Here is a 26,176-nt window from a genome sequence, read left to right on the forward strand (position 1 = left end):
GCCATCCAGGCTTTCCAATTTCCGCCAGCGTGCCATACTGGGCTGCCGGCTCGCTGGCGTGAGGCGGTCTCTATCACTGCAAAAGCATGGTTATGTCACAGAGCAAACATGGGCTTCAGGGGGATGGAAAAGCCGGGCAGGGCAGCAGCCCGTCGGCATTGACACTGGCTGCGCTGGGCGTCGTGTTCGGCGATATCGGCACCAGTCCGCTCTATGCGTTCAAGGAGGCTTTTACCGGCGTTCATGGGCTGACGGTGGGCCCCGAGAATGTGCTGGCCGCGCTCTCGGCACTGCTGTGGGCCGTGATCGTCATCGTCGCCATCAAATATGTGTGGGTGGTGCTCAGCCACGATAACGATGGCGAGGGCGGCGTGCTGGCGCTGACTGCGCTGGCTCACCGCGTGATGGGCGATCAGTCGCGGCGCTCGCGCTTTGTGGTTGCAGCCGGAGTGTTTGCTGCCGCACTGTTCTATGGTGACGCCATTATCACGCCGGCCATTTCCGTGCTCTCCGCCGTGGAGGGCATGAGTATCGCCACGCCGGAGTTCGAGCATTTCATCGTCCCCATCACCATAGGCATTCTGATTGGGCTGTTCTCCATTCAGATGAAGGGCACCAGCGTGGTGGGGCGCCTGTTCGGCCCGGTCACCATTGTCTGGTTTCTCTGCATTGCCTGGGCAGGCGTGGCCAGCATTGTGCAGACACCGATGGTGCTGCAGGCCGTCAATCCGCTGCATGCGCTTCGCTTCGCCCTGCAGCACACGGACAAGGCCTTCTTTCTGCTCTCGGCCGTGTTTCTGGCCATGACAGGTGCTGAGGCCCTCTATGCCGACATGGGGCACTTCGGCAGCCGGGCTGTGCGCTTGGGCTGGTATGGGCTGGTATTCCCGGCTCTGATGCTCAATTACTTCGGCCAGGGTGCCTTGCTGTTGCGCGATGCGGCGGCCGCCAGCAATCCCTTCTTTCTGCTGGCATCGCCATCCTGGCTGCTGATTTTTGTGGTGCTGGCTACGGCTGCCACGGTGATTGCCTCTCAGGCGACCATCTCGGGCGCTTATTCCATGACGCTGCAGGCCAGCCGTCTCGGGTATCTGCCGCGTGTGCGGGTGCTGCACACCTCCGATCAGGAGCAGGGCCAGATCTATATCCCCAGCGTGAACTGGCTGATGCTGCTGGCCGTGATCGCGCTGGTGCTGGCCTTCAAGTCCTCGGGAGCATTGGCGGCGGCCTACGGTATTGCGGTCTCGGGCACCATGCTGATCACCACCATGCTGGTGGGCTTTGTGGTCTATCTGGGACGCAGCCGTGCAAGAGCCGTCACGCTGGCAGCTCTGGCCTGCTTTGCAGTGCTGGAGATAGGCTTTTTTGCCTCCAACCTGACCAAGCTGGAGCAGGGCGGCTGGTTGCCGTTGACCCTGGGCGCCATCATCTTCATCGCGCTGATGACCTGGCGTGACGGTACCCAGCTGGTGGCCGAGCACAGGCGCCGCCTCGATATTCCCATGAGCGATCTGATGAGCTCGCCCATGAGCGGCGTGCCTGTGGTGTCAGGCACGGCGGTCTATCTGACTTCAGACCCCAAGCTGGTGCCGAATGCGCTGTTCCACAATCTCAAGCATTTCAAGGTCATGCACGAGCAGACGGTGTTTCTCCATGTGATCAACGAGAACATACCCTATGTGCATGAGGGCGAACGCCTGCAGCTCAAGTCCATGTGCAACGGAGTGTGGGCACTGGACATCCATTTCGGCTTTCGCGAGCAGCCCGATATTCCGGCAGCGCTGCAGCGCATCACCCCGGATGCCGATGGCGAGATGCCGAACCTCGACCCCATGACGACCAGCTTTTTTGTGGCCAGGGTGCAGGTGGTGGATGGGCCGGGCGGTCTTTCCGCCTGGCGCTGCGCGCTGTTCGGCTGGATGTCCCGTCAGTCGGCCAGCGCCGCCACTTATTACAAGCTGCCTGCCAACCAGGTGGTGGAGCTGGGCACGCAGGTAGTGCTTTAGATGGCGTAAAGGGCAAGCCAGTCATGCACTGGCTGCTATCTTTATAGAGTAGCCTTAATCGCCCAGTGCATCCAGAGCGCGGGCCGAGTAGACCATGGCGGCGCCTGCATTCAAGGCCACGGCCACGCCCAGAGCTTCGGCAATTTCCTCCCTGCTGGCCCCTGCGGCCTTGGCGGCCTTGGTGTGCACGGCAATGCAGCCGTCGCAGCGCGTCGTCACACCCACGGCAATGGCAATCAGCTCGCGTGTCTTGGCATCGAGATGACCGGTCTTCTTGCCGGCGCCGGACAGGGCCTTGTAGCCCTCCATGGTGCCTGGGCTCAACTCGGAAAACTCTCCCAGCCTGCCTGCCAATTCCTTGCGGTATTCGTTCCAGTCCAGCATTGCCAGCTCCTTGTTGAATGAAGCATTGATTGTGTGCTACTGGCACCGGGCATTCAAGCAGCAAGCGTTTCGTCCGCTGATTGGCAATCTTGGGTTCGAAGGAGTCAGCAGGGATTTTCAGGCTGTATGAAAATACAGGTCTCATAGTTGGCATCCAGCCGTCTTTTCGCCGAGCATTTTGTGAGCGTCACCGTGACCGCATCCCAAGCCGCCATTCTTCCGCCGCACCGTTTCTACTATCTGCACAACTTCCAGCAGGCGCTGGACTGGTTGGCGCAGCGCTATGGCGATCTGCTCAGCGAGCAGGAGGCCGAATTCATCGGCGGCTTCGCGCACCTGCCGCAGAACTCCAGGGCGCTGCTGGTACGCATGCTGATGCGGCGCGGGCCCTGGTTTCGCGCCAGCAAGCTCGCCTACGAGGAGATTCCGGTGACGGTCGACGCCGCAGCGCCCCTGCTGGAGCTTGGCTGGCTCAGTGCCACCGAGCCCATGGAGGCGGCTGAACTGTTCGGCCTGCACACCAAACCCGAGCTGCTGCAGATCTTGACTGGCTTTGAGCTGTGCTCTTCCATGCGCAAGGCCGAGATGCTGCAGTTGCTGGCCGAGATGCAGCCCGAGCCCCGGCCCTATGCCGTCTGGCACCCAGAGGCCGTGGAACCGGTATGGCGCGTCATGGTGGGCGAGCTGGGGGAGCGTCTGCGGCTGATGTTCTTTGGCAACCTCTACCAGGACTGGTCGGAGTTCGTGCTGGCCGACCTCGGTATTTTCCGCTACGAGCCGGTGGTGCTGGACGCTGACTCGCGTGCATTTCAGCACCGCGAAGATCTGGACTTCTATCTGGAGATATCGGCCCGGCGTCAGGCTCTGGATGAAGGCGTGGAGCCCGCTCAATTGCTGTCCGCGCTTATTGAAAGTCATAGCGAAAACCCGTGGCTGGACATGCGCAGGGCCAAGGTTTTGCTCAAGCTTGGCCAGGTGTGCGAGAGGCTGCAGGACTGGCCCCTGGCGGCTCGGGCCTATACGGCCAGCCGTTATGCGGGTGCACGCCACCGTCATATTCGCGTGCTGGAGCGCATGCAGTGCTTTGATCAGGCGCTGGCGCTTGCCAGCCAGGCGCAAGCAGCGCCTGAAAGTGAGGAGGAGCGTCAGCGCGTGGCGCGCATGCTGCCGCGTCTGAGCCGCAGCCTGGGACTGGGGCACACGGGGCGCCAGCGAACTCTGGCCCCGGCCGTGGCAGCCCTGCGCAGCGATGTGCTGCTGGACCGACCCGCCCAGCCCATGGCGGTGGAGTACGCGCTGCAAGCCCATTGGCATGGTGCTGATACGCCCGTGTTCTATGTGGAGAACGCGTTGGTCAACTCTCTATTCGGTTTGCTGTGCTGGCCCGCCATCTTTGCGCCGCTGCCGGGGGCGTTTTTTCATCCCTTCCAGAGTGGGCCGGCCGATCTGGGGGCACCGGATTTTGTGCCGCGTCGCCAGTCGCTGTTTGATGCCTGCTTGGCAGAGCTGGAGGACGGTCGCTACCAGGCCACGATTTGCCAGCGTTTTGCCGACAAGCAAGGAGTTCAGTCGCCGTTTGTGTTCTGGGGCACATTGACGCAAGAGCTGCTGGAGCTGGCGCTCGATTGCATGCCAGCCGCCCATCTGCGGATTCTGTTCACACGGTTGCTGCTGGACGTGAAAGCCAACCGCACCGGCTTTCCTGATCTGGTGCGCTTCTGGCCCCGGCGGTCCGGCGCCGATTCACGCTACGAGCTGGTGGAAGTCAAAGCGCCGGGAGACAAGCTGCAGGACAACCAGATTCGCTGGCTGGCCTATTGCTCGGAGCAGGGCATTCCCGTGCGCGTCTGCCATGTGCAATGGCGTGACGAAGGCAGCATTCCATGAAGCCTGCGCTTAGCGTGGCAGTACGCGCACTGTGCGAGTTTACGGCGCGGGGCGGCGATCTGGATCTGCGCTTCACGCCCGCGCCCAGTGCACTGGAGGGCATGGAAGGCCACGCCGTGGTGCAGAAACGGCGTAAAAACATCAGCGGCTACGAGACAGAGCTGGTGCTCGGCGGTCGGTTCCAAGAGCTGCAGGTTCGCGGCCGGGCCGATGGCTTTGATAGCGTGCAGCAGCAACTCGAAGAGATCAAGACATACCGGGGGCGGCTCGACGGCGTGCGCCCTCATCACCGGGCCTTGCACTGGGCCCAGGCCAGGGTCTATGGGCATTTGCTGTGTCAGGAGCGCGGCCTTGAGCGGCTCAAGCTGGCGCTGGTCTATTTCCAGATCGGCAGCGCAGAGGAGACTGTGCTGGTGGAGGAATGTTCTGCCACCGAACTGCAAGCCTTTTTCGAATCGCAATGTGCCCGTTATCTCGACTGGGCACGCAGCGAGGCCGCCCACCGTCAGGCGCGTGATGAGGCCATGGCGCAGCTGCAGTTCCCCATGCCGGCCTTCAGAGCCGGACAGCGGGAGCTGGCCGTGGCTGTCTATCGCACGGCCCATGCCAGCGCGGGCGGCCGCTGTCTGATGGCTCAGGCCCCGACCGGCATTGGCAAGACCCTGGCCACGATTTTTCCCATGCTCAAGAGCATGGCAGCAGTCATGGCCAAGGGCGCCTCGGAGGCTGATGAAGCCGGTCTGGACAAGCTGTTCTTTCTCACTGCCAAGGGCACGGGCCATGGACTGGCACTGCATGCGCTGGGCCAGTTGCAGCAAGCCTTGCCGCAGCCCATGTCGGCGGCCGCCGCGCCGCCGGTTGCGTCCTTGCGCGTCTTGGACATGCAGGCGCGCGACAAGACCTGCGAGCATCCCGACAAGGCCTGTCATGGAGAATCCTGTCCGCTGGCGCGCGGTTTTTTTGAGCGACTGCCTGCGGCCAGGCTGCAGGCGCTGCAACTGCCGCTATGGGATGCGCCGGCGCTACGGACTCTGGCCTTGGAACATGGAGTCTGCCCCTATTACCTGTCGCAGGAGCTGGCGCGTTGGGCCGATGTAGTGGTGGCCGACTACCACTATTACTACGACAGTGCCGCCATGCTCTATGCGCTGGCCTTGCAGCAGGACTGGCGCGTGGGCGTGCTGGTGGACGAGGCGCACAATCTGCTGGAGCGCGCGCGCAGCATGTACACGGCACCGCTGTCCCAGTTTGATCTGGCACAAGCCCGCCAGGCCGCGACCGGAGCTGTCAAGAAGGCACTCGATGCGCTGCAGCGTCAGTGGCTGGCGCTGAACAAGGCCCAGGATCAGGCCTGTTATCAAAGCTATGAGAGCATCCCCGTCGCACTGCTGGGCACTGTGCAGCGGGCCGTGGGTGCAATAGCGGATCAGTTGGCGGAGCAGGAGGCAGACGGCCATGCGGCCACAGTGGGGCAGCCCGCGCTTGCCGACCATGCCTTGCTGGATTTTTACTGGGAACTGCTGCATTTTCAGGCCCTGGCCGATCAGTTCGGGCCGCATGCGCTGTTTGACGTTCAGCTGAGCGCGCAGCCCATGCGTTCGGGCCGCGTGCGCACCCCGGCATCCACGCTGTGCATTCGCAACGTCCTGCCCGCGCCGCATCTGGCGGCGCGCCATGCAGCGGCACAGGCCACCGTGCTGTTTTCAGGCACGCTGAGTCCGCCCGGGTTCTACCGTGACCTGCTGGGACTGCCCGCCGATACTGCCTGGCTCGATGTCCCCGCACCGTTTGCGGCCCGGCAGTTGCAGGTGCATATTGCTCGCCATATCTCCACACGCTGGCGTGATCGCGAGGCCTCTCTGGCTCCCATGGCGGATCTGATCACGCAGCAGTACGCGCGTCAGCCCGGCAACTATCTGTGTTTTGTCAGCAGTTTTGAGTATCTGCAGCAAGTCGCTGCAACCTTGGAGCGGCGGCACCCGCAACTGCCGCTTTGGCAGCAGCAACGCGGAATGGACGAAGCAGGGAGGGCCGAATTCCTGGCCCGCTTTGTCGAAGACGGCCAGGGTCTGGGTCTGGCCGTTCTGGGCGGGGCTTTCTCCGAAGGCGTGGATCTGCCCGGCAGTCGTCTGATCGGTGCTTTTGTTGCTACGCTGGGTCTGCCCCAACTCAACCCTGTCAACCAAGCCATGCAGCGCGCCATGGATCACACGATGGGAGTGGGGCTGGGCTATGACTACACCTATCTTTACCCGGGCTTGCGCAAGGTGGTGCAGGCAGCTGGCCGGGTCATACGCAGCGAGCACGATCGCGGCGTTCTGGTGCTGATGGACGACCGCTTCGCACGTGCCGAGGTGCGTGCGCTGCTGCCCGCCTGGTGGCAGATCGAGGGGGGACCGAGGTTTCTGAACCCATGGTAGCCAGAAACGCTCGCTCACATCTCCGTTTGTAATCCTGCTCGAACGGCTTTCGCATGCCTTGATACTCGGGGCAAAGGAGAAAAAGGCCATGAATTCCCGCGAAACCTACGACTCTCAAACCCACGCTAACGGGGAAGAGGGCAGCCAGGGATGGGATGCAATCGATGGGGCGCTGCAGACGGTTTATGGCGATCAGCAGCCCGCGCATTTCGGGACGCTGATCAAATTTCGGCTTGGAGGAGAAGAGCCGCTGGACGGCGTCAGCGTCTATCGCAGCGAGCAGGGCGCGCCGCACTGGCACTATGTCAGTTATGGCTTCAGCGACCTGTATGGCGATCTGGATGACAGCTACGACATCGCTCCAGGCAAGCCCAGTGGCTATGGTTTCGAGTTGAGTTTCAGGCTGATGCGTGCCGCCAGTGAGCAGGAACCACCTAGTTGGCCTGTTAACTTTTTGCAAAATATTGCTCGATATGTATTTCGCACCGGCAATGTGCTGGCCCCCGGGCACTGGATGACGGCCAACGGCCCGATCAAGGCCGATGCCGACACGCTGCTCACTGAGATGGGCTTTGTGCAGGATCCCGAGTTGCCGGCCATTCATACGCCCTATGGCGACCTGATGTTTCTGCAGCTGGTGGGGTTGACCAGTGACGAGTTGCGCGAGGTACGCAGATGGAATGTGCTGGGAGCGCTGCAGTCCCTGCAGAGTTATATGCCGCTGTGGATCACCGATCTGGCCCGACCCAGTCTGCATGACTTGCCCGATGTGCAGCTCGCCATCGACGCGGGGGCGGTACGAGAAGGCTCCAAGACGGGCGTGCTCTACAACGATGTGCTTGGCTTCAGCCATCGCAAGCGCCTGCTGCGCAGCCCGCAGACCGTGATACGTCTGGGAAGCCTGGGCGTGCGCGACCTCAAGGCCATGCTGCCGGCTCGCCTGCCCCATGGCCGCCCGCTGATTCTGGCGGGCGATGGTTCCACGCTGGAGCTGGTGCCTGCCGGCGACAGTGAAGGCGGGATGCTGGACTGGCATAGCGACCACGAGCTCAAGCTCAGCCTGACTCAGGCTCAGATGCAGGCATGGAAGCAAACTGTCAAGGGACGCGACGGTGAGTACACCGTGCCCGGACTCGATGGTCTGGTCTGGCAGGTCAAGAGCAGTGTAGTGACGGATAGCCAGGGGCGTGTGACCGGCAGGTACGAAGAGCGTTAAGTACCATGCCATGCATCAAGTAGCTGCAGGCCCTTTGGAGATAGATGTCTCAACTGCTCCAGTTCGGAACACAAGTAGCTCTTAACGCATGCGCTCATCGGAGAGTCTGCTTGGCAACTGATCCAGTCCTCTGGCAAACCAGCCTATGCGTTCTGTCTCGCGCACATCCAGCTGCGGTACATAGGGTTTGATATCGAGCACGGGCGTGCCATCCAGCATGTCGTTACCGCGGAAATGCAGCCAGCATCCGTCCGTGCCAAGTAGCTCGACAATGGACAGACCGATGCGGTTGGGCCTTGCCGGTGCCCTTGTGGCAAAAACGCCATGGCTGCGGGTATCCATAAAGGGCACGACTTCCAGCTTTTCCGTGGCCTCATGCAGGTGCGTGAGCAGGATCAGGTATTGAAACTCCTGCACATCGCGCAAGCCCGCGGCAAAAGGCGAAAAAACCTCGATCTTTCCCTCATGCTGCTGGGCAGCCACGGTCTGTATGGGCATGCCCACGGCATGCTTGAACGGGCTGTGTACGCGGCCTATGGGCTGCAGAACAATGGATTCGTTCATCAGGGCAGCACTGCCAGCACGACCTGGGATGCCTTGAACAAGGCCGTGGCCGTCTTGCCCACGGCAAGGCCCAGATTTTCGGTGCTTTCCTGGGTGACCATTGCCACCACCTGCAGGCCTTGAGCATCAATGGTCACTTCGGAGTTCACCGCGCCGGGCTTGATCCGGGTGATTTTGCCGTTGAGCTGGTTGCGTGCCGAAAAGCGTACGCCTTCGCAATCCGTCACCACCATCACGGAAGGTGCCTTGACCATGGCGATCACCGAGCTGCCGGCCTTCAGGCCCAGGCTGACGGCGCTGCCATGTGTGATGGTGGCCACCAGTTCGGCCTGGTGTTCGGTGCGGATCTGGACCTCATCGGTAACGATGCCATGGCTGATATGGGAGACATGACCCTTGAACTGGTTGCGTGCGCTGCTTTGCATGAGGGTTTCCTTAAAATGCCGCTGGGAACTTGGACCTATTCTTATAGCACCCGGACCAGTGCAGTTAAACGCTGCGAGAGCCACGGCTGCTGCAACCTTGCCCATAATACGGCTCTGATTTGGGTGCCTGAGGCCAAGAAATGAGTGATCTGAACATCGTGCAATGCACGCACGAACGCCACGCCGCTGCGATTCTGGACATTTTCAACGATGCCATCGTCAACTCCACGGCGCTCTACGACTACCAGCCGCGCACGGCGCAAAACATGGTCAGCTGGTTCGAGGCCAAGCGTGCAGGCGGTTTCCCCGTTATCGGCATTGAGGATGCACAAGGGCAGTTGCTGGGCTTTTGCAGCTGGGGAGGTTTTCGCGCCTACCCTGCCTACAAGTACACGGTTGAGCATTCGGTCTATGTCCATCCACAGCACCGGGGCCGAGGTTTGGGGCAGCAACTGATGGAGCTGCTGATTGCCGAAGCCAGGCAGCGTGGTGATGTGCATGTGCTCGTCGGTGCCATCGACGCCGCCAACGCGGGCAGCATTGCACTGCACAAGCGTCTGGGTTTTGAGTCTGTGGGCCTGATGCCACAGGTGGGCTTCAAGTTCGGGCGATGGCTGGATCTGGCCTTCTATCAGCTCACGCTGCAGACGCCGCTGAATCCGGTGGATGGTTGAGTTGCTCCGAAAAATCAGCTTGCAGCGATTGACTACAAAGCACTGCAGTGCCTGGATACATTTTGTGCCGCCAGAAAATGGCTGTGCTCTTGTTTTTCTGGACAGCGGTCGCAAGCTAAAGGCTGGTGTTTTGTCGCTTTGAAGGGGTCACCGCTATGTGGAAACTGGGCCGTTTGCTGAGTCGCTTTCGCAAAGAGCTGCTGCTTGCCTGGGCTGTGCTGCGCGACCCGCGCTCTCCCAGGGCCGCCAAGCTTGCCACTATGCTGGCGGCTCTCTACCTCATCACTCCCCTAGACTTCGTGCCCGATACCATTCTTGTTCTGGGCTGGCTGGACGACGGCCTGATCGGTTTTTTGCTGCTGCAACTGGCTTTCAGACTTTTGCCAGCTGAACTGCTGGGCTCACTGCGCGAACGCGTGGGTGCCAAAGCTGCTTGAGCAGCTGTCTCTAAACCTTGGCGACCAGCGCTGATACATCGGGCACTGGTCGTTTTTTGGTTCATTGCTTGGATGTCAGACGGGCAACCTGGGTCTCCAGTCTTTCAATCTCGCGGCGTGCCTCGTCGCCTTCTGGTATGTTGCGGCCTGAGTCGCGCCACTGTACGGCAGCCTTGAAGCCTTCAGCCTGTGCATAGCGGCGAAACCACATGCCTTCGGGGTTGTGGCGTGTGATGCCGTCAAACACCGTGGCCAGCATTTGGCCTTGTTCCAGACCCATGGTCAGCATGGTCTGGTTGACCACCAGCTTGTGCATGGCCAAGTGCCCGCGCGGCACAGCGGCAATGCGGTTGGCTATGGTCATGGTGCGGGCCTCCAACTCAGATGCGTCTACGGCTTCGGTGGCCAGCCCCCATTCAGCAGCTTGCGCACCGCTGATCACATCGCCTGTGAACATCATCTGCTTGGCTCGCATCGGTCCCAGACGCTGGGTCCACATTGCTGTGGTGGGGCATCCCCATACTCGTGTGGGCATATAGCCGATGCGGGCGTCATTAGCCATGATGAGCAGATCGCAGCACAGTGCAATATCGCTGCCACCAGCCACAGCGGCACCGTGTACCTTGGCAATCGTGGGCTTGCTGCAACGCCACAAGCTCATGAAGTCTTCGGTATTGCGCTTCATGAAAGCATAGTCTTCCATGGGATCCCAAGGCGCTTTTTCCTGCTGACAGGGGTGCTCAATTTCCTGTTCGGCGGTTTCTGCCAAGTCATAGCCACCGCAGAAGCCCTTGCCCGCGCCCTCAACAACGATGACATGGATATCCGGATTGTCCTGAGCCCACTCCACGGCCTTGCGAATCTCGCGCGGCGTCTGGTTGTTGATCGCATTCAGGCGCTCGGGGCGATTGAGTAGTAGCCGTGCAATGCGTGGATTGTGGGCGTCTGTGGTGATCGACAAAGTGCTGTAACTGGGCATGGATAGTCTCCTGATTGAAATGTGAAAATTTCAATAAACTATGAGTAATTAATTGATAAATAACTGTTTTTGACAGTCAGTATTGACTCTATGTGTATTTGTTTTTACAGTCAACTTAGACTGTCAAATTGGAGGTGAGTATGTCTGGCAACCTCAAAGCGGCTGAGAGCAGCACCTTGCGTGAACAACAGAAGCATGCGACACGTGCGCGCATTTTGAACAGCGCCATGACCTGCCTGATGGATCTGGGCGTTGCGCGTACCACTACGCTGGAAGTGCAGCGCCGAGCGGCAGTCAGCCGCGGTGCATTGCTGCACCACTTTCCTACGCATGCAGAGCTGCTTTGCGCAGTCGTCGATGCCATCGTAGTGCGCAACGAAGAGGCAGTCCTCAAGCATCTGCGCCGCAAAGCAAGGCGTAGTGACCCTGTCGAGCATGCGATTCACACACTGGTCGATAGCATGAGAGAGCCTTCATTTCTGGCTGAGCTGGAGCTGTGGGTAGTGGCACGTACCGATACCGAGCTGCGTGAAGCCCTGGTCGCTGCAGAGCGCAAAGCCTTGCGCGACAGGATGCGCGTACTTGATGAAATCTTCGCGCCACTGAGTGCCTTTCCGGCCTACGAGTTGGTAGTCAGCACCAGTGCTGAATTTGTGCGCGGTCTGGCGGTCTCTGGCATTTTGCGCAGCAACCCTCAGTCGGTGAAGGCGCTGACTCAGCAATGGATATGGGCAGTGAGGCAGCTGCTGCCACTGAAGCCGCCTGGCCAATGATTTTTTCTCATCACACACGGAGGAGATTGAGATGCCCCAGCTATCGAGCCCGCTGAACCGGTCCTACTGGCCTGCAGACACTTCGCGTGAGGTGCTTAACATCACCGAAGGGCAGGCGCTGCGTGAAGCGGCCTTGCAGGCGCCTGAGCGATGGGCGCTAGTAGAGAAAATGCCTGCCGGTTGGACGTCGCTGACCGGCGTTGCCGAGACTGGTAGACGCTGGACTTATGCGCAGTTGCTGGACGACGCTACGGCCTGTGCATATTGGCTTCTGCTGCGATACAAGCCTGGGCAGCGCATCTGCCTGTGGGCACCGAATGTGCCGGAATGGGTGATTTTGCAATACGGTGCATCGCTGGCCGGTATGGTGTTGGTCACCGCCAACCCGGCGCTGCGCGCACAGGAGCTGCAATATGTGCTGCGCCAGTCTCGCTCATGTGCCTTGTTCCATATCGACCGATTTCGCGGCAGCGATATGGCGGGTATGGCCAAAGCGACAGCTGAAGGGATGGCGGGTGTGGTCGATGTTATAAGCCTCAGCGGCTGGCTAAATGAGGTGCGACAGTTCCCGCGAGAAGGCTGCCTGCCCGATGTGGACCCGCGCAGTCCTGCGCAAATCCAGTACACCTCGGGAACTACGGGCGAGCCCAAGGGCGCATTGTTGCATCGTATGGGTTTGGTCACGAATGCATGTTTCGTTGCCGCACGTGCGCAGCAGCATGAGGATGTGTATGTCAGCCCCATGCCACTGTTCCACACGGCAGGCTCGGTGATGAGTGTGCTTGGCTGTGCCACTACCTTGTCCACTCTGGTGCTGGTCGTGGCTTTCGATCCAGACCTGGTTCTGCAGGCCATCGAGGACGAACGCGGCACCCGCTTTGGCGGCGTGCCCACTATGCTGCTCGCTTTGTTGGAGCAGTGTAAGGCCAAAGACTATGACCTATCCAGCCTCCAGTTGGCCATGTCCGGCGGGGCTCCTATACCGGTGGCGCTGACCGAGCGCGTGCGTGCCGAGCTGGGTTGTGATCTAGTCACCGTCTATGGTCAGACCGAACTCAGTCCCATTGTTTGCCAGACTGCACCCGATGACAGTGCCGCAGACAAGGCTCGGACTGCAGGTCAGCCGCTATGGCAGGTCGAGGTTCGTATCGCAGGGCTGCACGGCGAAGTCTTGCCTGTAGGTGAAGAAGGTGAGATTCAGGCGCGCGGCTATCAGGTCATGCTGGAATATTTCGAGCAGCCAGAAGTCACGGCTCAGACCTTGCTTAGCGATGGCTGGTTGCGCACGGGCGACCTGGGCATCATGGACGAACGCGGCTATTGCCGCGTCACCGGCAGGCTCAAGGACATGATTATCCGTGGCGGTGAGAATATCTACCCTGTGCAGGTAGAAGGCGTGTTGATGAAGCACCCGGCCGTGGCCGATGTTGCGGTGTTTGGCATGGCCGACGAGCACTGGGGTGAACAGGTGGCAGCTGCGATCCGCTTCAAATCTGGAGTAGATGTTTGCCCTGCCGAGGAACTGAGACAGTTCTGCCGCCAACATATCGCGCCCCACAAAACGCCAGAGCATTGGTTTATCTGCGAGGCTTTTCCGTTGACGGGTTCGGGAAAGGTGCAGAAATTTCGTCTCAAGGAGCTTGTGCGCGATCAGCAATTGAGCACATTGCCTAGACAATGACTCTTTGAAAGCATGGCTGCCAGCGCTTGCTTGCCAATGGCTGGCGCTGCATGAAGCGGTCAAGGTGTGGGTACCACAGCCCTCGCACCTGCCATGGTCTTGCGGTACTTTGATATTCCCGTCTGTCAAGCCCTGGGGCAAGACTTGGCTCACTGTACGTACGCCGAAAATTACCAGCCATCAAGATAATGCATGGGCCATAAATACGGGCCTACAGCTTGTAGTCAACAGCCAATACCATGAGCTTCCAAAGTACTTCGGCGGCCCGCTTTTTGGGCTTTGATGCCTATGCAGGGTGAGGCCTTGGAAGAGGATGTCTAATTCAAAGAGTAGCCTTAGATTCCCAGAAACTGAAAAGGCTTGGAGGGCTTGAATTCCGTGGTGGCATTGCCCGAATAGGTATGGCTCTGGTCGGCGCCCAGGTCCAGCTTCATGATCTTGCCGGTTTGCGCATTGAAATCCAGGGCCTTGAGATCGACCCAGAAGGTATTGGGTGTGAGAGCCGACTCGAAGAAGTACAGCTTGCGCTGGTGGTCAAACACCGTCCGCCAGCGGGTGGACGAGATATTGGGCTGATCGGGCGTGCTGATGCCGTAGGGTACCGAGACATTGCGGATTACGCTGAACACACTGGCCAGTGCCTTGTTGGGATTGGGGTCCTTGGGAATGGCGTTCACATAGAACGAGGCCCGCGCAAAGCGATCGGCTGCGCGGTTGGTGCCGGGCAGCATGATCGTGCCGCCGATCTGCTGCCAGTAGCTGTCGAGCGCCAGTTGCTGATCGAAGGTGGGAGAGTTGGTCATCACCTGGTACTTGCGGCCATGGTGAATGACTTGCTTGCCCTGGATGTATTCGACGATGGCGCTGTCGCCGCTGGCGTCCGACATGGACAGATGCAAGGTGGTCAGGCGGCTCTCTCCGGGCACATTGTCCGAGACAATGATGAAGGGCTCCTGCTCCAGCGCGGCCACTGCCTCCTTCACGCTGGCAAAGTTGTCCAGCACATATTGCGCCCAGGCGGCAATCGTCAGCCCGGGTTTGCTCTTGGCATCAAAGCTCGGATACTGGGACTCCACCAGCCACAGCAGGTTGGCGTTGAGACCGGCTTCATTGACGCCGTCCGTGGTCGAGATGTCATAGCCCGAAGTGATGACGCTGCCGTATTTGGATTTCCAGCGCAGCGTGTTCTGGCCGGTCTGACCGTTGCGTTCCATGCCGCGCGGCAGCACCCAGAGATTGCTGACAATGTCGCTTTTCCAGTCCATGGAGCGGGCCGTCATGACCTGACCGTCCACACCGTGGAAGACCAAGCGGGTGCAGGCCCAGGCGCTGGTGGTAGCGGCCATGGCTGAAGCGGCCATCAGCAGGACGGCCAGTTGGGGGCGGATGCGCGGCATTCTGGATTTCATCAAATCTACTCCTTGGTCCGTAAGCATGATTGGAGACTGGCGTGACTGCTGCCGTGATTGAGCATGACAAGGCCTTGCCTGGCGGCTGGCAGTCCCATGCGCATAGCCTAACCGACCAGGGCTGCCTGGAGGCAAGCCGCATCTCGCCCCGTCCCTATGCCACGCACCATAGAGGCGGCTGGCATACTGACACCATGATGGCAAAGCCCTTGATGTCCCTGGCGTTGCTGGCGCTGACCGCTTTGGCGGGCTGTGATTCGGACGCCCCCCCAGCGCCTCTGAGCAAGCAGGCGCAGGCCACGCGTGATGCGGCGCCGGAGCAGGTCTTCAAGGGCGTGCTGGCAGGCCAGCCGGTATTCCTCTTGGTCCACGACTGCGAGGCCTTTCTCGTGGAGCCTCTGGAAAAGGGGGAAGTCCACTGGGAAAAAGTACTTGCTCCTGAGCCATACCCGTTCTTCACCTCCTGTCAGCGTCAGTCCATCCGTTACGAAGCAGGCGTGCTTCAGGTCACCCTGGGACGAATGGCCTTTGGCGCAGGCGGCTGCTGCGCCACGGGAGGCGACTACCGCTCCATGGATGGCCGAAACTGGAAAAAGACCTCCTGAAGCCTTGAAGTCGAAATCAGGGGCGCCAGGTGCGAGCCCGCAGGCTGGAGCGCTGCGTGCCGACTCCTGCGATTAGAGCGCTGTCAATGTCCATCTCCCAGAGGCAAAGCTGAGCTGGTGCGTCAACTCAAGAGCCTGGAGCAGCATCGCATCGTGCGAGACGATGAGCAGCGTGCCTGGGTATTGGCGCAACATGTTCTCCAACGCCTGCAGGGACGGCAGATCCAGGTGGTTGTCGGGCTCGTCCAGCAGCAGCAATTGAGCAGGTTCGTCGCGGTAGAGCGCGCAGGCCATGGCGGCCTTGAGGCGTTCGCCCCCGCTGAGCTGTCCGCTGGGCTGGTCGACATGGCGCGCGTCCAGCCCTAGCTGCGCCAAGCGCATGCGCTGCAGCGACTCGGGCGTGCACGGACTCGCGGCCAGCAACTGGCCCAGTACCGACGATGCGGGTTGCAGCAGGCTCTGGTGCTGGTCGAGCACGGCATGCGTCACATTCAGCTTGCATTCGCCCGCCAGCGGCTGCAGCTGAGCGGCCAGCAGTTGCAGCAGCGTGGACTTGCCGCAGCCGTTTGGTCCGGTGATGGCCATGCGTTGACCGGCGCGCAGCACAAGGCTCAGAGGTGAGTGCCTTGCCACATGAGGCAGTTGCACTTCGCGCAGCTCGGCCACTATGCGATCTCCGAGGTTCGTCAGTCCCTGCGGCAGATGCCAGTGAATGCTCTCGGCTTGCCAGTCCACCTGGCGCTGAAGCGCCAGGGCGGCTTCGCGCACGCTCTGGTTCAGAGCTTCACGCGCTGCGGTCTGCTGGGGCGCCAGCTTGCCGCCTGAAGCTTGGGCGCGCTCCTTGCCTGCGTCCAGCAGAATCTTGGCCTGGTTGCCGTTCTTGCCCAGTTTTTCACCGCGTGCCTGCCTGCGACTCTGGCGTTCCTGCTGCGTGCGCAAGGCCTGCTCGGCGCGGCTGCGCTCCTGCTTGAGGCGGGCCAACTCGTCTTGTGCATTCTGGCTTTTTTGGCGCTGGACTTCTCTGTAGAAAGAGTAGTTTCCGCCATAGATGTTGATTGCGCTGGGGGTCAGTTCCGCAACAGCGTCCATGACCTCCAGCAAGACTCTGTCATGGCTGATCAGCAGCAGGCCGCTGCGCCATTTCTGTAGTTGCTGCGCCAGGGCAGAGCGGCTGGCAGCGTCCAGGTGATTGCTGGGCTCGTCCAGAATCAGAAAGTCGGCCTGGGACAGTTGTGCACCCAGCAGCGCCACGCGCATGGCCTGGCCGCCGCTGAGCTGGCTGGCAGGTGTTTGCGGTCCCAGCTGAGGCAGGCCGATCCGTTCAAGCTGCATCTGAAACTGCTGACGTATGTCCCAGCGCTCGGCCAGCAGTTCGTAGTCGCTGGCTTCGCAGCTGCCTTGTTCGATACGCTCCAGTGCCTGCAGCGTGTCGCCCAGGCCTGCGAGTGCAGCAAGGTTCAGGCCGGGACGCGATGCCAGCGGGTTTTGCGGCAGATAGTGAATGCGGCGCGCTCGTGTCACGCTGCCGCCGCCGGGAGACAACTCTCCAGCCAGGATGCGGGCCAGTACGGTTTTGCCCACGCCATTGCGGCCCACCAGCGCCGTGCGCTGTGAGCCGAAGCTGCAGCAAAGATTGGAAAAGAGCGGCCACCCGTTGGGCAGCGTGTAGGTGACGCCATGCAGCGTCAGGCGAGCTTCTGTCATAGAACCATGCGATGGGTTGATGCCTAACATCCCCAGGCTGCACATGTGGACGGCAGCGATTGGGAGGAGGGGAGGTGGCCGTCAATCAGACGGCGGCATCAATGGCGCATGGGTGAAGAGCCTCGGTGGAAGTTGAAGTGGTCGATTTTAGGCTGTGCGGCGGCGAGGTCAAGCAAGGTGTCGCGTGGATACCGCTGCCTGATTGCCGAACTTCGCCAGCACCGTCAGCACGCTGGCGACCGCAGGATTCAGCGTTGGCAATTGGCGATGGGCGATGGCCATGGGGCGCATCAAGGTGGGTGACAGATGCCGTATTTGCACGCTGCTCAGTTGCTGCTGCTCTTCCATGGCTTCCAGCGGCAGCAGGGCCGCAGCCTGACCGGCCGCCGCCAGGCTTTTGAGCGCCTCGGTATAGGTCAGCGCAACGAACGGCCGAGGACTCAGGCCTGCCTGGCCGAACCAGCCGGCAATCAGGCCGTGCATCTGCGTGGCGGAGGCAAAGCAGGCCCAGGGGCGGCTTGCCAGCCATTCGGGGCTGACCCGTTCGGGGACCTCCCAGGCGGCGGGCAACAGGGCCACCATGGGATCGTTACGCCAGGGCGTGAGCATGATCTCGGCCGTCTCCGCCTGCGGGCTGGCGACCAGGCCGATATCGAGCGTTCCGGCCTTGAGGCGCTGCACGGAGTCAGCCGAGCCCACAGCCTCCAGCTTGATGTCTATGCCCGGGTTGTGACGACTCAGTGCGTCGAGCATCAGCGGAAACAGCCGGATGTTGACCCCGGCCGATACGCCCACCTTGACCAAGCCGGCGCGGCCGCTGGCGTGACGCTGCACCTGATCGATCAGGTCGTCGCCAGCCTCGAGCAGCTTGCGTCCTTTCTGCACCAGTACCTGGCCGGCCGATGTCAGCTCCGCTTGACGCCTGCCGCGCAGCAACAGCGTGGCGTTCATGCGCGCCTCCAGCTCCTTGATGTGCAGGCTGACCGTGGGTGGTGCCAGATGCAGCGCCTGGGCTGCTGCGGCAAAGGTACCGAGATCGGCTATGGCAATCAGCGTCTGCAGCTGATCGAGATTCAGGTTTCGCATGGGCTTTGAATCAGATTTTCTGAACTGAATGGTCAGAGCATTCAACTTTACAGATGTTTGGCCGCCATAGACCATTGGCCGACCATGAAAAATCATCGAATTGAAGACCGCAGCGCGGGATATGACGCATTGGATGACAGGGCCTCAGCTGTGCCCAAGCACGGGCTGGAAGGCGCTGGAACCGGGGATGCCCGAGCGCGGCGCTGGTTGGCACGAGTCCGGGGCTGGCTGGAGCGTGCCGAGGCGCGAGTGATGACTGGGTTCAGGGTGCCTCCGAATGGCGGCTGAAGAGGATTGTGGGACGGTTTTCAAAGCGCTGCCGCTTATGGCTGAAGCGCGGAGGCGACGACAGCAATCCTCTTGTCAGCACCGGGTCGGCGTTACATTGCGGGTTGCTGTGTCAGAGAGTCTTGGAGAGCTTATGTTGCTCAAACAAATTCAATCCGTCGTGCTGTTCGTCCCCGATATCGACGCTGCAGCCATCTGGTATGCCGAACTGTTTCAGGTGAAGGTGCAGTATGAGAATCATCACTATGCTTTCATCAGCACGCCGTCATGTCTGATCGGATTTCATCCACTTGATAGTAAGTGCCCAGGCGGAGCCGGTGGGACAACCGTTTATTGGGAGGTGGGCGATCTGCATCTGGCGCGGCAGGAACTGGAGCGACGAGGAGCAGTCTTGTTCCGTGGCCCGATCGTCACCAGTCTTGGCGCTGTTGTGGCCATATTGGTCGATCCGTTTGGCTGCACCATAGGTCTGAATCAGGCTGGCAGTCAGCCGGTACAGTCAATCCAGAGCTTGTCGGAGGCCAGCTAGTAGTCCAGACCCAGGATCGAGCGCGAATGCGCAATCAAGCTTAGGTCGAGTGGGGCATCGATCTGCCGTGTTCAGCCTGACCCAGGACGGGCAGGCTCAGTGTCAAAATATCGGCATTGTTTGCTTTTCTTCATGAGGAATCGATGCGTGCATTGGCGGAGCTTCTGGAGCGTGACGAACCGGCTTTGCCGCTGATCCAGACCTGGGCGCATGATGCGAGCATTCCTGTGGAGTGCCTTCCTCCTTCGGCGCAGAGCGACTCCGTGTTGCTGGCATTGCAGGTCACGACGCGCTCGCCGCTGGGGGCAGTCGCACATGGAACCGGCGGAATCCTGGTTGACGGAGGCTGGCTCAGAATGCTGGGCTGCGGGCATGCCAGGCTCACACGCGATCTCGCGAGCTGGAATCGCGGGCGTAGTAGTGGGTTCTTGTTGATTGCCGACGATGCGGTGGGCGGATTCTTTGCAATCAACGGCGGAGCGCTCGGTGAAGATCTGGGTGCTGTCCATTACCTGGCTCCGGATACCTGGGCCTGGGAGTCCTTGGGGATCGGGCACACGGCATTCATGCAATGGGCTTTCACCGAGCGGCTGCGCGATTTCTATCGAGACTTGCGCTGGGAAGGCTGGGAAACCGAAGTGGCCGACATGGGCAATGACGCCTGCCTGAGTTTTTATCCCTTTCTTTTCACGGAACAAGGCAGTGTGTGTTCAAGCTCGCGCAAACCGGTGCCTGCGGCCGAACACTATGCTTTCATGAGCCAGAGTGAATTGCCAGACCTGGGCTGATCCTGGGCAAGCTCCGAGGCAGCTGGGGACTTTCGATCCGTTGAGCGGTCAGCTCCAATTGATTGTGAAGTGGCGAGGGGCGACCGGCTTGCTGGCCTGCGCTGCGCATCACAGACTCAGTCTGGAATCAGCGTTTGGCTGACCCCACTCCACCACCATCAAGTGCAGCCGCCATCTCGACCAGTTTGGCAATCGTGTTGATATTTCTGGCCGTGCCTGAGGCTGCTGCAGGGATCTTGAGTCTGGAGTTGCCCATTCCCGAACCGTAAGCCACATAGATTTCACGCCGACCCAGTTGCAGTTGTTCGTCGTTGCGACCCGTGACCTGGGACAGCGCGTCTGCAGGAGGTGTCTCCTTAAGAAAGATGGCGACAGCGCGGTTGCCGGGGCACTCGGGAAAGGGATTGGCCTCCAGCACCTGCGTCATCTGCTGGAGCGTACGCACAAAGACTTCTATGGGCTTTCCCGCGTAGCTGGCCAGGCGTCGCGCCAGGGCCGACTTGAGTTGCTGTGCGGAGCAATCTGCTTTCAGCACCACGTTGCCACTGGCGATATAGGTCCGTACCTGTGTAAAGCCTTCGGCCTCGCACATGGACTTCAACTCCGCCATGGAAAGTTTGCCGGTTCCGCCGACATTGACGGCACGTAGCAGAGCGATATAGATGGGCATGACCGATACCTTGGCGGGATCTCGAAGGAGTACGCCAGCCTGCGAAGGTGGATAAGCACGATGCGGAGCAAGGGCGCTGATGGAGAGGCTAGCGTATCGCAATAGCTGGCGAGATCTGGCAGCCGGGCCTCGGATTACACATGAGATGCTGAAACTCGGGCAAGAGTTGAGCCTAAGCCAGCCTGGCTTAGGCGAGGCAGGGCCTCGGCAGCAGCCAGCCATTGCCAAGGCGGTGGCAGACCTGCCGGTCACAGCCTCCTGGATTGAACGCTCATCAATTCGGGTAGAGGCTTGTCGTCTGGTTGGACGCGGTTGCCTGTTCAGGCCTGCTGCCGGACGCCACCGGAGCGGGGCTGGCCTGCGCAGATGCATCTGGCCCGTAGTGGTTGCGGCGCTCCTCTGCGGTCATGGACTGAGGACATTTGGAGCCCGTGATCTCCAGTGCCACGCGCGCTGCAGGGTCCATGCAGTCCATCGCCAGTGAAGCTGCCTTCATGCCCTTGTTCCAGAGCTCGCGGCTCATTTTCAGGCGCGTGCAATGCTCGTCCGTCCAGGTCGTTCCGAAGCTCACGCCAAAGCCGGGGCCGTTGGCACTGCCGCTGCTGCTGCCCATGCAGGTGTCGTTGCTGGTCGTGAGGTTAGGGCCGCTCACGCTAGGCACGTTCTTCACGGTGTAGCTGCCGCTGTACTCGACGATATTCCTGGATGTCCCGGATACGCTGCTGTTCAGATTCTGGGTGGTTGTGCCGCTGGTCGTTATGTTTTGATCCGAGCTTGAAGTGGAGTGGCTTTCCATGCTGGATACCGATCGACTGTTCGCCGCAGCAACCGGATTGACGATGGTGATGGACTGATTCTGTTGTGCTCCCACGGACGAGGAGCTGGAGAGGCTTTGTGCACTGCTGTCGGCGCTCTGCGCAAAACCGCACACAGGGACACAAAGGCTTAGCAAGGCGATCGAGGCTTTCATGCTGTTTCTCCCTTGACCCCGAGTCTTGACCTGGTAAGCCTCGACTCGGGGGCAATACAACTGGGTTCGCAGGCCTTGTTTAGTTGGCTGCCGAGTTGGCCCATCCATAGGCATTGCCCGAAGTGCCACCGCCGTTGGAGCCACCGATGGCGTTGCCCAGGCTGAAGCCGGTCGTTGTCGCGTTGCCGACAGAGCTCGCACCAGAGTGATTGCTGGTCGAGGTTCCGCCAGGGCCGGAGAGCGCCTGCGAGTTCGCGCCAAAGTAGGAGTTGGTATGGGCCGTGCTGTTCACCGCCGCAATGCCGTTGCCCATGGACGCGGTGCCAGCGACATTGTTGGTGCTCGAGTTTGCGTAGCCTCCCGCGCCCCCGCTGACCAGCTTGCCCGGGGCCTGACCCTGGTAATTGCTGCCAACATCCGAATGTGCGTTGGCATTGGTTGCTCCATAGCCTCCCGCAACGCCGCCCCCGGTGGTTGCCGCAAGGCTGGTGACGGTTCCCGTGGTGGAAGCGCTTCCGCCGACACTCGAGTGTCCTGCGGCCACGGGTCCCCAGGAACCGCTCATGCCGGTACTGTTCCCAAAGCCGCTTGCTTGAGCACCTGCTGTCGCGCTATTGAAGCTCACAGCACTGCCCGTGCCTGAGCTCGCAACCGAGGAATAAGTGCCCGACGAGGCATTGGTCCCCGTGTTGGTTGCGGCAAGGCTGGAACTGCTGGCCGCAGCAGATGCCACACCAGCCAATGCAACAACCGCCATGACAATCAAAGACTTCTTCATGATCATTCCTTTGAATAGCCAGTTCTCGGACAACCGGGAAATTTCCAAGCGAAAGACCATTTGCCACAGCCCAATGATCAGTGCCAACCGCCATCACGTTTTGGCCTGGCACATGTTGTTCCAAAACGTTCCTTCGGTTAATGGCAGTTTCAATAAGCCGGATGAAAACAGAAATACCTTGTTTGGGCATGCACCGAGGCCCTGTCAGGTGGGCAGTGCTATTTTTATAATTTATTGAATTTCAGAACTTCATTGCTATCAACAATGAAGCGTAATTAGACGTTTGAGGCACTGTTTTAAATTGTAAATTTCAAAACAATATGGACATTGATATGCAGGGTCTTCTTTAGGTGAGAGCTTCCATCCAATAAGGAAGGTTTATTTTTCCTTTGATTTTAAATACCGTTTCTGAGTGGTTTTTGATTGTAAATGTTGTGCGATTCAATGCGATAAAACAGTATTTACTGAATTTATGATCAATTGGTTTGAACTTTCTGGACCTGAGGGCGAAAGACGGCCTGACCTAAATCACGGATATGGCCTGCCATGTTCCATATCGGGGTGAATCGAGTCCGGCCTCGGTATTTGCAGCAAGCTAAATCGGTGGATGCGGCAATGCCGCAGACCCCAAGTAGCGCTGCGGCTTGCCGGCAGCTCTCCCTGCGCAGGTGCGAGCGATGGGATGTTTCGTTCCTAGCGCCCGCCAGAGTTTCAAGCCGACATCAAGCTTTTCGAACCTTCACCGGCAATCCTTGCCTGACCACCGCGCCTGATACCCAGTCGATCCAGACATTGTCCTTTTCCGGCCGGGTAGGATCGGCAAAGCCCAGAGCATTGAGGTTCACGCCATTGCCGTGCTGTGGGTTGGCATGGGTGGGCTGGCCGTCGACCTGGTGGGCGACGGTGCCTAGTTGCTTGTGACCGTAGCCATGCTCAATGGCGATCGCACCGGGCGCGATACCTGCGCGTACCAAGGCCACGCCTTGGAGTTTGCCGCCGGGGGTGCTGAGTTCGATGTGGTCGCCATTGGCGATGCCCAGCTTTGCCGCGTCGGCCTTGTTGATGCTCACAGGATTGTGGGGGTGCACCTGGCGCAGCCGTGAGGCGGCGATGGACATGCTGCTCATCAAGTTGGACTTGTAGCTGGTCATGGTCAGCGGCCAGTCTTGCTCGGAAAACACTTGACGCATGTCCGAGCCATCGGCCAGGCGCGTGGGGTACCAGGTGGGGCAGCCGCTGTAGCGCTCGCCCGTCATGGAGTGGCGCATTTTGGAGAGGCCTTCGTTCCAGAAGGTGACGGGGAACTTGGCTTGCAGCTTGATCTGGTCGCCCTTCCACGCATCGTCCTGGCGGTCAAAGCGGCCGCCACGGCTCATGACCATGGCGACGCGGCGCACTTCTTCGGGTTTGACGCGGGTTTCGACCGAGTGCATCCACTTTTTCAGGCCCGTGATCTCGATGTCGTCATCGCTGGCTTCGGGCACGGGCTTGCCGGCCTGGTAGGCGATGTTGCACATGCCGCGCAGGTAGAAGTCTTCGGCGTTTTCCAAGTCCAGCGGCTCGCCATCCTTGGTGGACATGGCGTTTTTGCCAAAACCAGGCAGGCCCAGCTGCTTGGCCACGGCAAAGATAAAGGTCTCGAAGCTGATGTGCTGGCCGTCGGCCGTTTTGGCGGTGGCGGCTTCCACGGTGGGCCAGCGCACAGTGCTGCTCTTGGCCACCACGTCGGCCCAGGGCGCGCCAATGCCCCAGCTCTCATAGGTGACGGTGTCGGGCACGATGTAGTCGGCCAGGGCAGAGGTCTCGTTGATGAAGGGGTCGACCGAGACGAACAGCGGCAGCTTTTTCACATCCTTGACGGCATCGGCCAGCGTGTTCTCAAACCCGCACATGGCGTAGATGGGGTTGCTCATGTGGTTGATCCACGCCTTGACCGGGTAGGGGTAGCCCAGCATGCCGGCGGCCAGCATTTCGCTGCTAAGGCCTCCGGGCGCGGGGTACCAGGGCGCTTTGGCGGGGTAGGGGTTCTGGCCCGCTTCCTTTTTGCGCTGGAATTCGCTGGTCTTCTCGTAGGGGAACTTGGTGCGCGACAGGGCCACGCCCTTGGGTTTCACGGCCCCCTCAAACTGCGCAAAGTTGTAGCGCGGGCCGGGGCCAAAGGGGCCGAACGGGCCAGCGTCCATGACCCAGCCACCGCGCACGTTGAGGTTGCCGATCAGGTTGTTGAGCATGGCGATGGCGTAGGCAGTGTAAAAGCCCGAGCCATTCATCGTCCCGCCGTGCGAGTTGGCCACGGCCTGTTTGCCATGGCTGGTGAATTCGCGCGCCAGGTCTTCGATCTCCTTGACCGGCACGCCGCACAGGGTCGCGTATTCCTCCAGCGTCTTTTTGTGTGCCTCGGCGCGCAGTTTGACAAAGGCGGTGCAGACAGCGATGGAGGCAGGTTCCTCGGTCGCATCCGCAGCTTTAAGGGGCGTGAATTCGCGCTCCACGATCAGCTCAGCTGCGGTGGCCACGGTGTGGGCCACCAGCTTTCCATCGGCCAGTTGCACTACATACACGTCTTCGGCGGGCGTTTTTTCATCGACAGGTTCCGGCATGGGCAGACCGATATCGGCGCCGCGCAGGAACTGGCCAAAGCGCGGGTGCTTGGGCTCGTTGATCAGCAAATGGGTGGCGTTGCTCCACGATGCTTCGCCCACGGCGGCCATGGCGGCAGGGCCGGGCTGGGTGAGGAACTGCTTGTCGTAGCGCTCGTTGTCGATGATCCAGCGGATCAGGCCCATGGCCAGCGCCAGGTCGCTGCCGGGCTTGACGGGCAGCCAGCGGTTGTTGTCGCCCGCAGCCAAGCTGGACGAGGTGGGCAGCATGGGCGAGACGACGACGTATTGATAGGTGTTCTCGCCGCGCGAGCGCGCCTCGGCCAGCTCGCGGCCCACGCGCTGAAAGGGGTTGCCCGATTGCGCGGGCGAGGTGCCGATGAACAGGCCAAAGCGGGAGTTCTTCCAGTCCGGCTTGCCGTGGGGCATGCCTGCGATGTCGCCTAGCGCTGCGCCCGTGCCCACGCGGTAGGTCTGGCCGCAGTAAGAGCCGTGGTTGCTGACGTTGATGGTGCCGAACGACTGCTTGGCAAAGCGGTTGACCAGCGGCGTGCGGCCTTCGTTGGCGGCCTCGGTCAGCAGCAGCTGATTGGACTTGGGGCCGTACTCGGGATTGGCTTCGTCAATCAGCGTCTTCACATCGCGGATGGCGCGCAGGCCGTCCAAATGGCCTTCGCCAAACAGGTCGCCGCCTTCGCAGATTTCCTGAACCAGCTCTTCGAGCGTTATGGTCTTCCACTGGCCCGAGCCGCGCGGGCCGACGCGCTTGAGCGGCTTGAGTACGCGGTGCTGAGCCTTCTGGTGCTCCAGCATGGCCGAGCCGCGTGCGCAACTGGTGGCGCGGCCTTCCAGGCCGTTGTCGCCGCCCAGCATGGCGTAGACCTCGCGCACCGGCGTTTCCATGGGTGCGGGGTTGGTGGTGGCCAGCGGGTGGTAGGGATTGCCGGCGATGCGGATGATCTGGTTGTGATCGGTATCGACGCGCACGCGCACGCCGCACTGCGTCCAGCAGCCCAGACATGACGAGGGGCTGACCACCTGTCCGACTTGGGTGGACAGCTTGCCGCTGACGGGGTCGATGCGGAATTCTGGCGTCAGCGAGTTGCCGCGCGTGGCGTTCTGGGTGGATTTTCCCGAGCTGCCGGTGATCAGCCCCTTGGCTCCCTTGGCCACCGTTTCGCCATAGCCTGCCGCAAAAGCCGCCAGGCCGCCAGCCACGGCGCCGCCGCGCAGCAGCAGGCGGCGACGGGCGACATTGGCATCATCTTGAGATTGTTCAGGGGAGGGTTTCTTGTCTGTCATG

General features: G+C 60.7%; 23 protein-coding genes. 12 read left to right on the plus strand and 11 right to left on the minus strand.

All coding sequences use genetic code 11. The annotated features are described in order from the left end of the window. The first annotated feature begins 92 nt into the window (after positions 1-92). Positions 93-2,006 (plus strand): potassium transporter Kup, encoded by a 1,914-nt coding sequence (locus P353_RS25810; RefSeq protein WP_196491425.1) that lies wholly within the window; start codon positions 93-95, stop codon positions 2,004-2,006. A gap of 54 nt (positions 2,007-2,060) precedes the next feature. Here P353_RS25810 and P353_RS25815 read toward each other — a convergent pair whose 3' ends face one another. After that, positions 2,061-2,390: a carboxymuconolactone decarboxylase family protein gene (locus P353_RS25815; protein ID WP_034375959.1), complete on the minus strand. Its 330-nt coding sequence runs from the start codon at positions 2,388-2,390 to the stop codon at positions 2,061-2,063. 213 nt (positions 2,391-2,603) lie between these two features. Here P353_RS25815 and P353_RS25820 point away from each other — a divergent pair, with 213 nt between their 5' ends. The 3 genes from P353_RS25820 (at position 2,604) to P353_RS25830 (ending at position 7,913) form a co-directional block, all read left to right on the plus strand. Then, entirely contained in the window at positions 2,604-4,277 is a 1,674-nt protein-coding gene (locus P353_RS25820; RefSeq protein ID WP_034376191.1) for a VRR-NUC domain-containing protein, read from the plus strand. Then, a complete protein-coding gene (locus P353_RS25825) occupies positions 4,274-6,697 on the plus strand; it encodes an ATP-dependent DNA helicase (RefSeq protein ID WP_034375962.1) in 2,424 nt (807 codons plus the stop codon). Before P353_RS25820 ends, P353_RS25825 begins: the two co-directional genes overlap by 4 nt. Before the next feature lie 88 nt (positions 6,698-6,785). Then, the gene (locus P353_RS25830; protein WP_034375965.1) at positions 6,786-7,913 is read left to right on the plus strand and encodes a suppressor of fused domain protein; all 1,128 of its coding nucleotides are present in this window, start codon (positions 6,786-6,788) and stop codon (positions 7,911-7,913) included. A gap of 81 nt (positions 7,914-7,994) precedes the next feature. Here P353_RS25830 and tsaA read toward each other — a convergent pair whose 3' ends face one another. Both tsaA and P353_RS25840 read right to left on the minus strand, forming a co-directional pair. Continuing rightward, positions 7,995-8,477: a tRNA (N6-threonylcarbamoyladenosine(37)-N6)-methyltransferase TrmO gene (tsaA, locus tag P353_RS25835; protein ID WP_034375967.1), complete on the minus strand. Its 483-nt coding sequence runs from the start codon at positions 8,475-8,477 to the stop codon at positions 7,995-7,997. Then, complete coding sequence (locus tag P353_RS25840; protein WP_034375969.1) at positions 8,477-8,902, minus strand: TOBE domain-containing protein; 426 nt, start codon at positions 8,900-8,902, stop codon at positions 8,477-8,479. Before P353_RS25840 ends, tsaA begins: the two co-directional genes overlap by 1 nt. 140 nt (positions 8,903-9,042) lie before the next feature. Between P353_RS25840 and P353_RS25845 the strand changes: the two genes are divergently transcribed. Further along, the gene (locus tag P353_RS25845) at positions 9,043-9,576 is read left to right on the plus strand and encodes a GNAT family N-acetyltransferase (RefSeq protein ID WP_034375972.1); all 534 of its coding nucleotides are present in this window, start codon (positions 9,043-9,045) and stop codon (positions 9,574-9,576) included. Between the two features lie 155 nt (positions 9,577-9,731). Then, the gene (locus P353_RS25850; protein WP_034375975.1) at positions 9,732-10,013 is read left to right on the plus strand and encodes a YkvA family protein; all 282 of its coding nucleotides are present in this window, start codon (positions 9,732-9,734) and stop codon (positions 10,011-10,013) included. 61 nt (positions 10,014-10,074) lie between these two features. Here the strand turns inward: P353_RS25850 and P353_RS25855 are convergent, their stop codons facing one another. Further along, on the minus strand, positions 10,075-10,992 hold the full coding sequence (locus P353_RS25855; RefSeq protein ID WP_034375978.1) for a crotonase/enoyl-CoA hydratase family protein: 918 nt from the start codon (positions 10,990-10,992) through the stop codon (positions 10,075-10,077). A 140-nt stretch (positions 10,993-11,132) separates the two neighbouring features. Between P353_RS25855 and P353_RS25860 the strand changes: the two genes are divergently transcribed. Further along, positions 11,133-11,765, plus strand: a complete 633-nt coding sequence (locus tag P353_RS25860; protein ID WP_034375981.1) for a TetR/AcrR family transcriptional regulator — start codon at positions 11,133-11,135, stop codon at positions 11,763-11,765. A gap of 31 nt (positions 11,766-11,796) precedes the next feature. Continuing rightward, positions 11,797-13,446 (plus strand): AMP-binding protein, encoded by a 1,650-nt coding sequence (locus tag P353_RS25865; protein WP_034375984.1) that lies wholly within the window; start codon positions 11,797-11,799, stop codon positions 13,444-13,446. A gap of 335 nt (positions 13,447-13,781) precedes the next feature. Here P353_RS25865 and P353_RS25870 read toward each other — a convergent pair whose 3' ends face one another. Next, entirely contained in the window at positions 13,782-14,855 is a 1,074-nt protein-coding gene (locus tag P353_RS25870; RefSeq protein ID WP_034375987.1) for a linear amide C-N hydrolase, read from the minus strand. Between the two features lie 41 nt (positions 14,856-14,896). Here P353_RS25870 and P353_RS25875 point away from each other — a divergent pair, with 41 nt between their 5' ends. Then, positions 14,897-15,460 carry a hypothetical protein gene (locus tag P353_RS25875; protein WP_232776924.1) on the plus strand — a complete coding sequence of 188 codons (564 nt, stop codon included), beginning with the start codon at positions 14,897-14,899 and terminating at the stop codon, positions 15,458-15,460. A gap of 72 nt (positions 15,461-15,532) precedes the next feature. On the opposite strand, the gene P353_RS25880 is transcribed toward P353_RS25875, so the two are convergent. Both P353_RS25880 and P353_RS25885 read right to left on the minus strand, forming a co-directional pair. Beyond that, entirely contained in the window at positions 15,533-17,164 is a 1,632-nt protein-coding gene (locus tag P353_RS25880) for an ATP-binding cassette domain-containing protein (protein WP_034375990.1), read from the minus strand. Between the two features lie 168 nt (positions 17,165-17,332). Continuing rightward, on the minus strand, positions 17,333-18,250 hold the full coding sequence (locus P353_RS25885; RefSeq protein WP_034376197.1) for a LysR family transcriptional regulator: 918 nt from the start codon (positions 18,248-18,250) through the stop codon (positions 17,333-17,335). A 421-nt stretch (positions 18,251-18,671) separates the two neighbouring features. Here P353_RS25885 and P353_RS25890 point away from each other — a divergent pair, with 421 nt between their 5' ends. Continuing rightward, positions 18,672-19,067, plus strand: coding sequence for a VOC family protein (locus P353_RS25890; RefSeq protein WP_034376199.1), 396 nt, complete (start codon positions 18,672-18,674; stop codon positions 19,065-19,067). Between the two features lie 143 nt (positions 19,068-19,210). Further along, positions 19,211-19,855, plus strand: a complete 645-nt coding sequence (locus tag P353_RS25895; RefSeq protein WP_034375993.1) for a DUF2625 domain-containing protein — start codon at positions 19,211-19,213, stop codon at positions 19,853-19,855. A gap of 127 nt (positions 19,856-19,982) precedes the next feature. On the opposite strand, the gene P353_RS25900 is transcribed toward P353_RS25895, so the two are convergent. The 3 genes from P353_RS25900 to P353_RS25910 form a co-directional block, all read right to left on the minus strand. Beyond that, a complete protein-coding gene (locus P353_RS25900; protein ID WP_034375996.1) occupies positions 19,983-20,525 on the minus strand; it encodes a DUF1697 domain-containing protein in 543 nt (180 codons plus the stop codon). A gap of 274 nt (positions 20,526-20,799) precedes the next feature. Next, complete coding sequence (locus P353_RS29710; protein ID WP_198529160.1) at positions 20,800-21,495, minus strand: hypothetical protein; 696 nt, start codon at positions 21,493-21,495, stop codon at positions 20,800-20,802. A gap of 79 nt (positions 21,496-21,574) precedes the next feature. Beyond that, entirely contained in the window at positions 21,575-22,273 is a 699-nt protein-coding gene (locus P353_RS25910; RefSeq protein WP_034376203.1) for a hypothetical protein, read from the minus strand. Here P353_RS25910 and P353_RS29390 point away from each other — a divergent pair. Next, entirely contained in the window at positions 22,158-22,511 is a 354-nt protein-coding gene (locus P353_RS29390) for a hypothetical protein (RefSeq protein WP_198529170.1), read from the plus strand. The two genes, P353_RS25910 and P353_RS29390, sit on opposite strands and share 116 nt — an antisense overlap. Before the next feature lie 484 nt (positions 22,512-22,995). On the opposite strand, the gene P353_RS25915 is transcribed toward P353_RS29390, so the two are convergent. Then, positions 22,996-26,175, minus strand: coding sequence for a tetrathionate reductase subunit A (locus P353_RS25915; protein ID WP_034376205.1), 3,180 nt, complete (start codon positions 26,173-26,175; stop codon positions 22,996-22,998). Position 26,176 lies beyond the last annotated feature (1 nt).

The organism is Comamonas testosteroni (genome assembly GCF_000761245.1).
In the GTDB taxonomy this organism is placed as follows: domain Bacteria; phylum Pseudomonadota; class Gammaproteobacteria; order Burkholderiales; family Burkholderiaceae_C; genus Comamonas; species Comamonas testosteroni_C.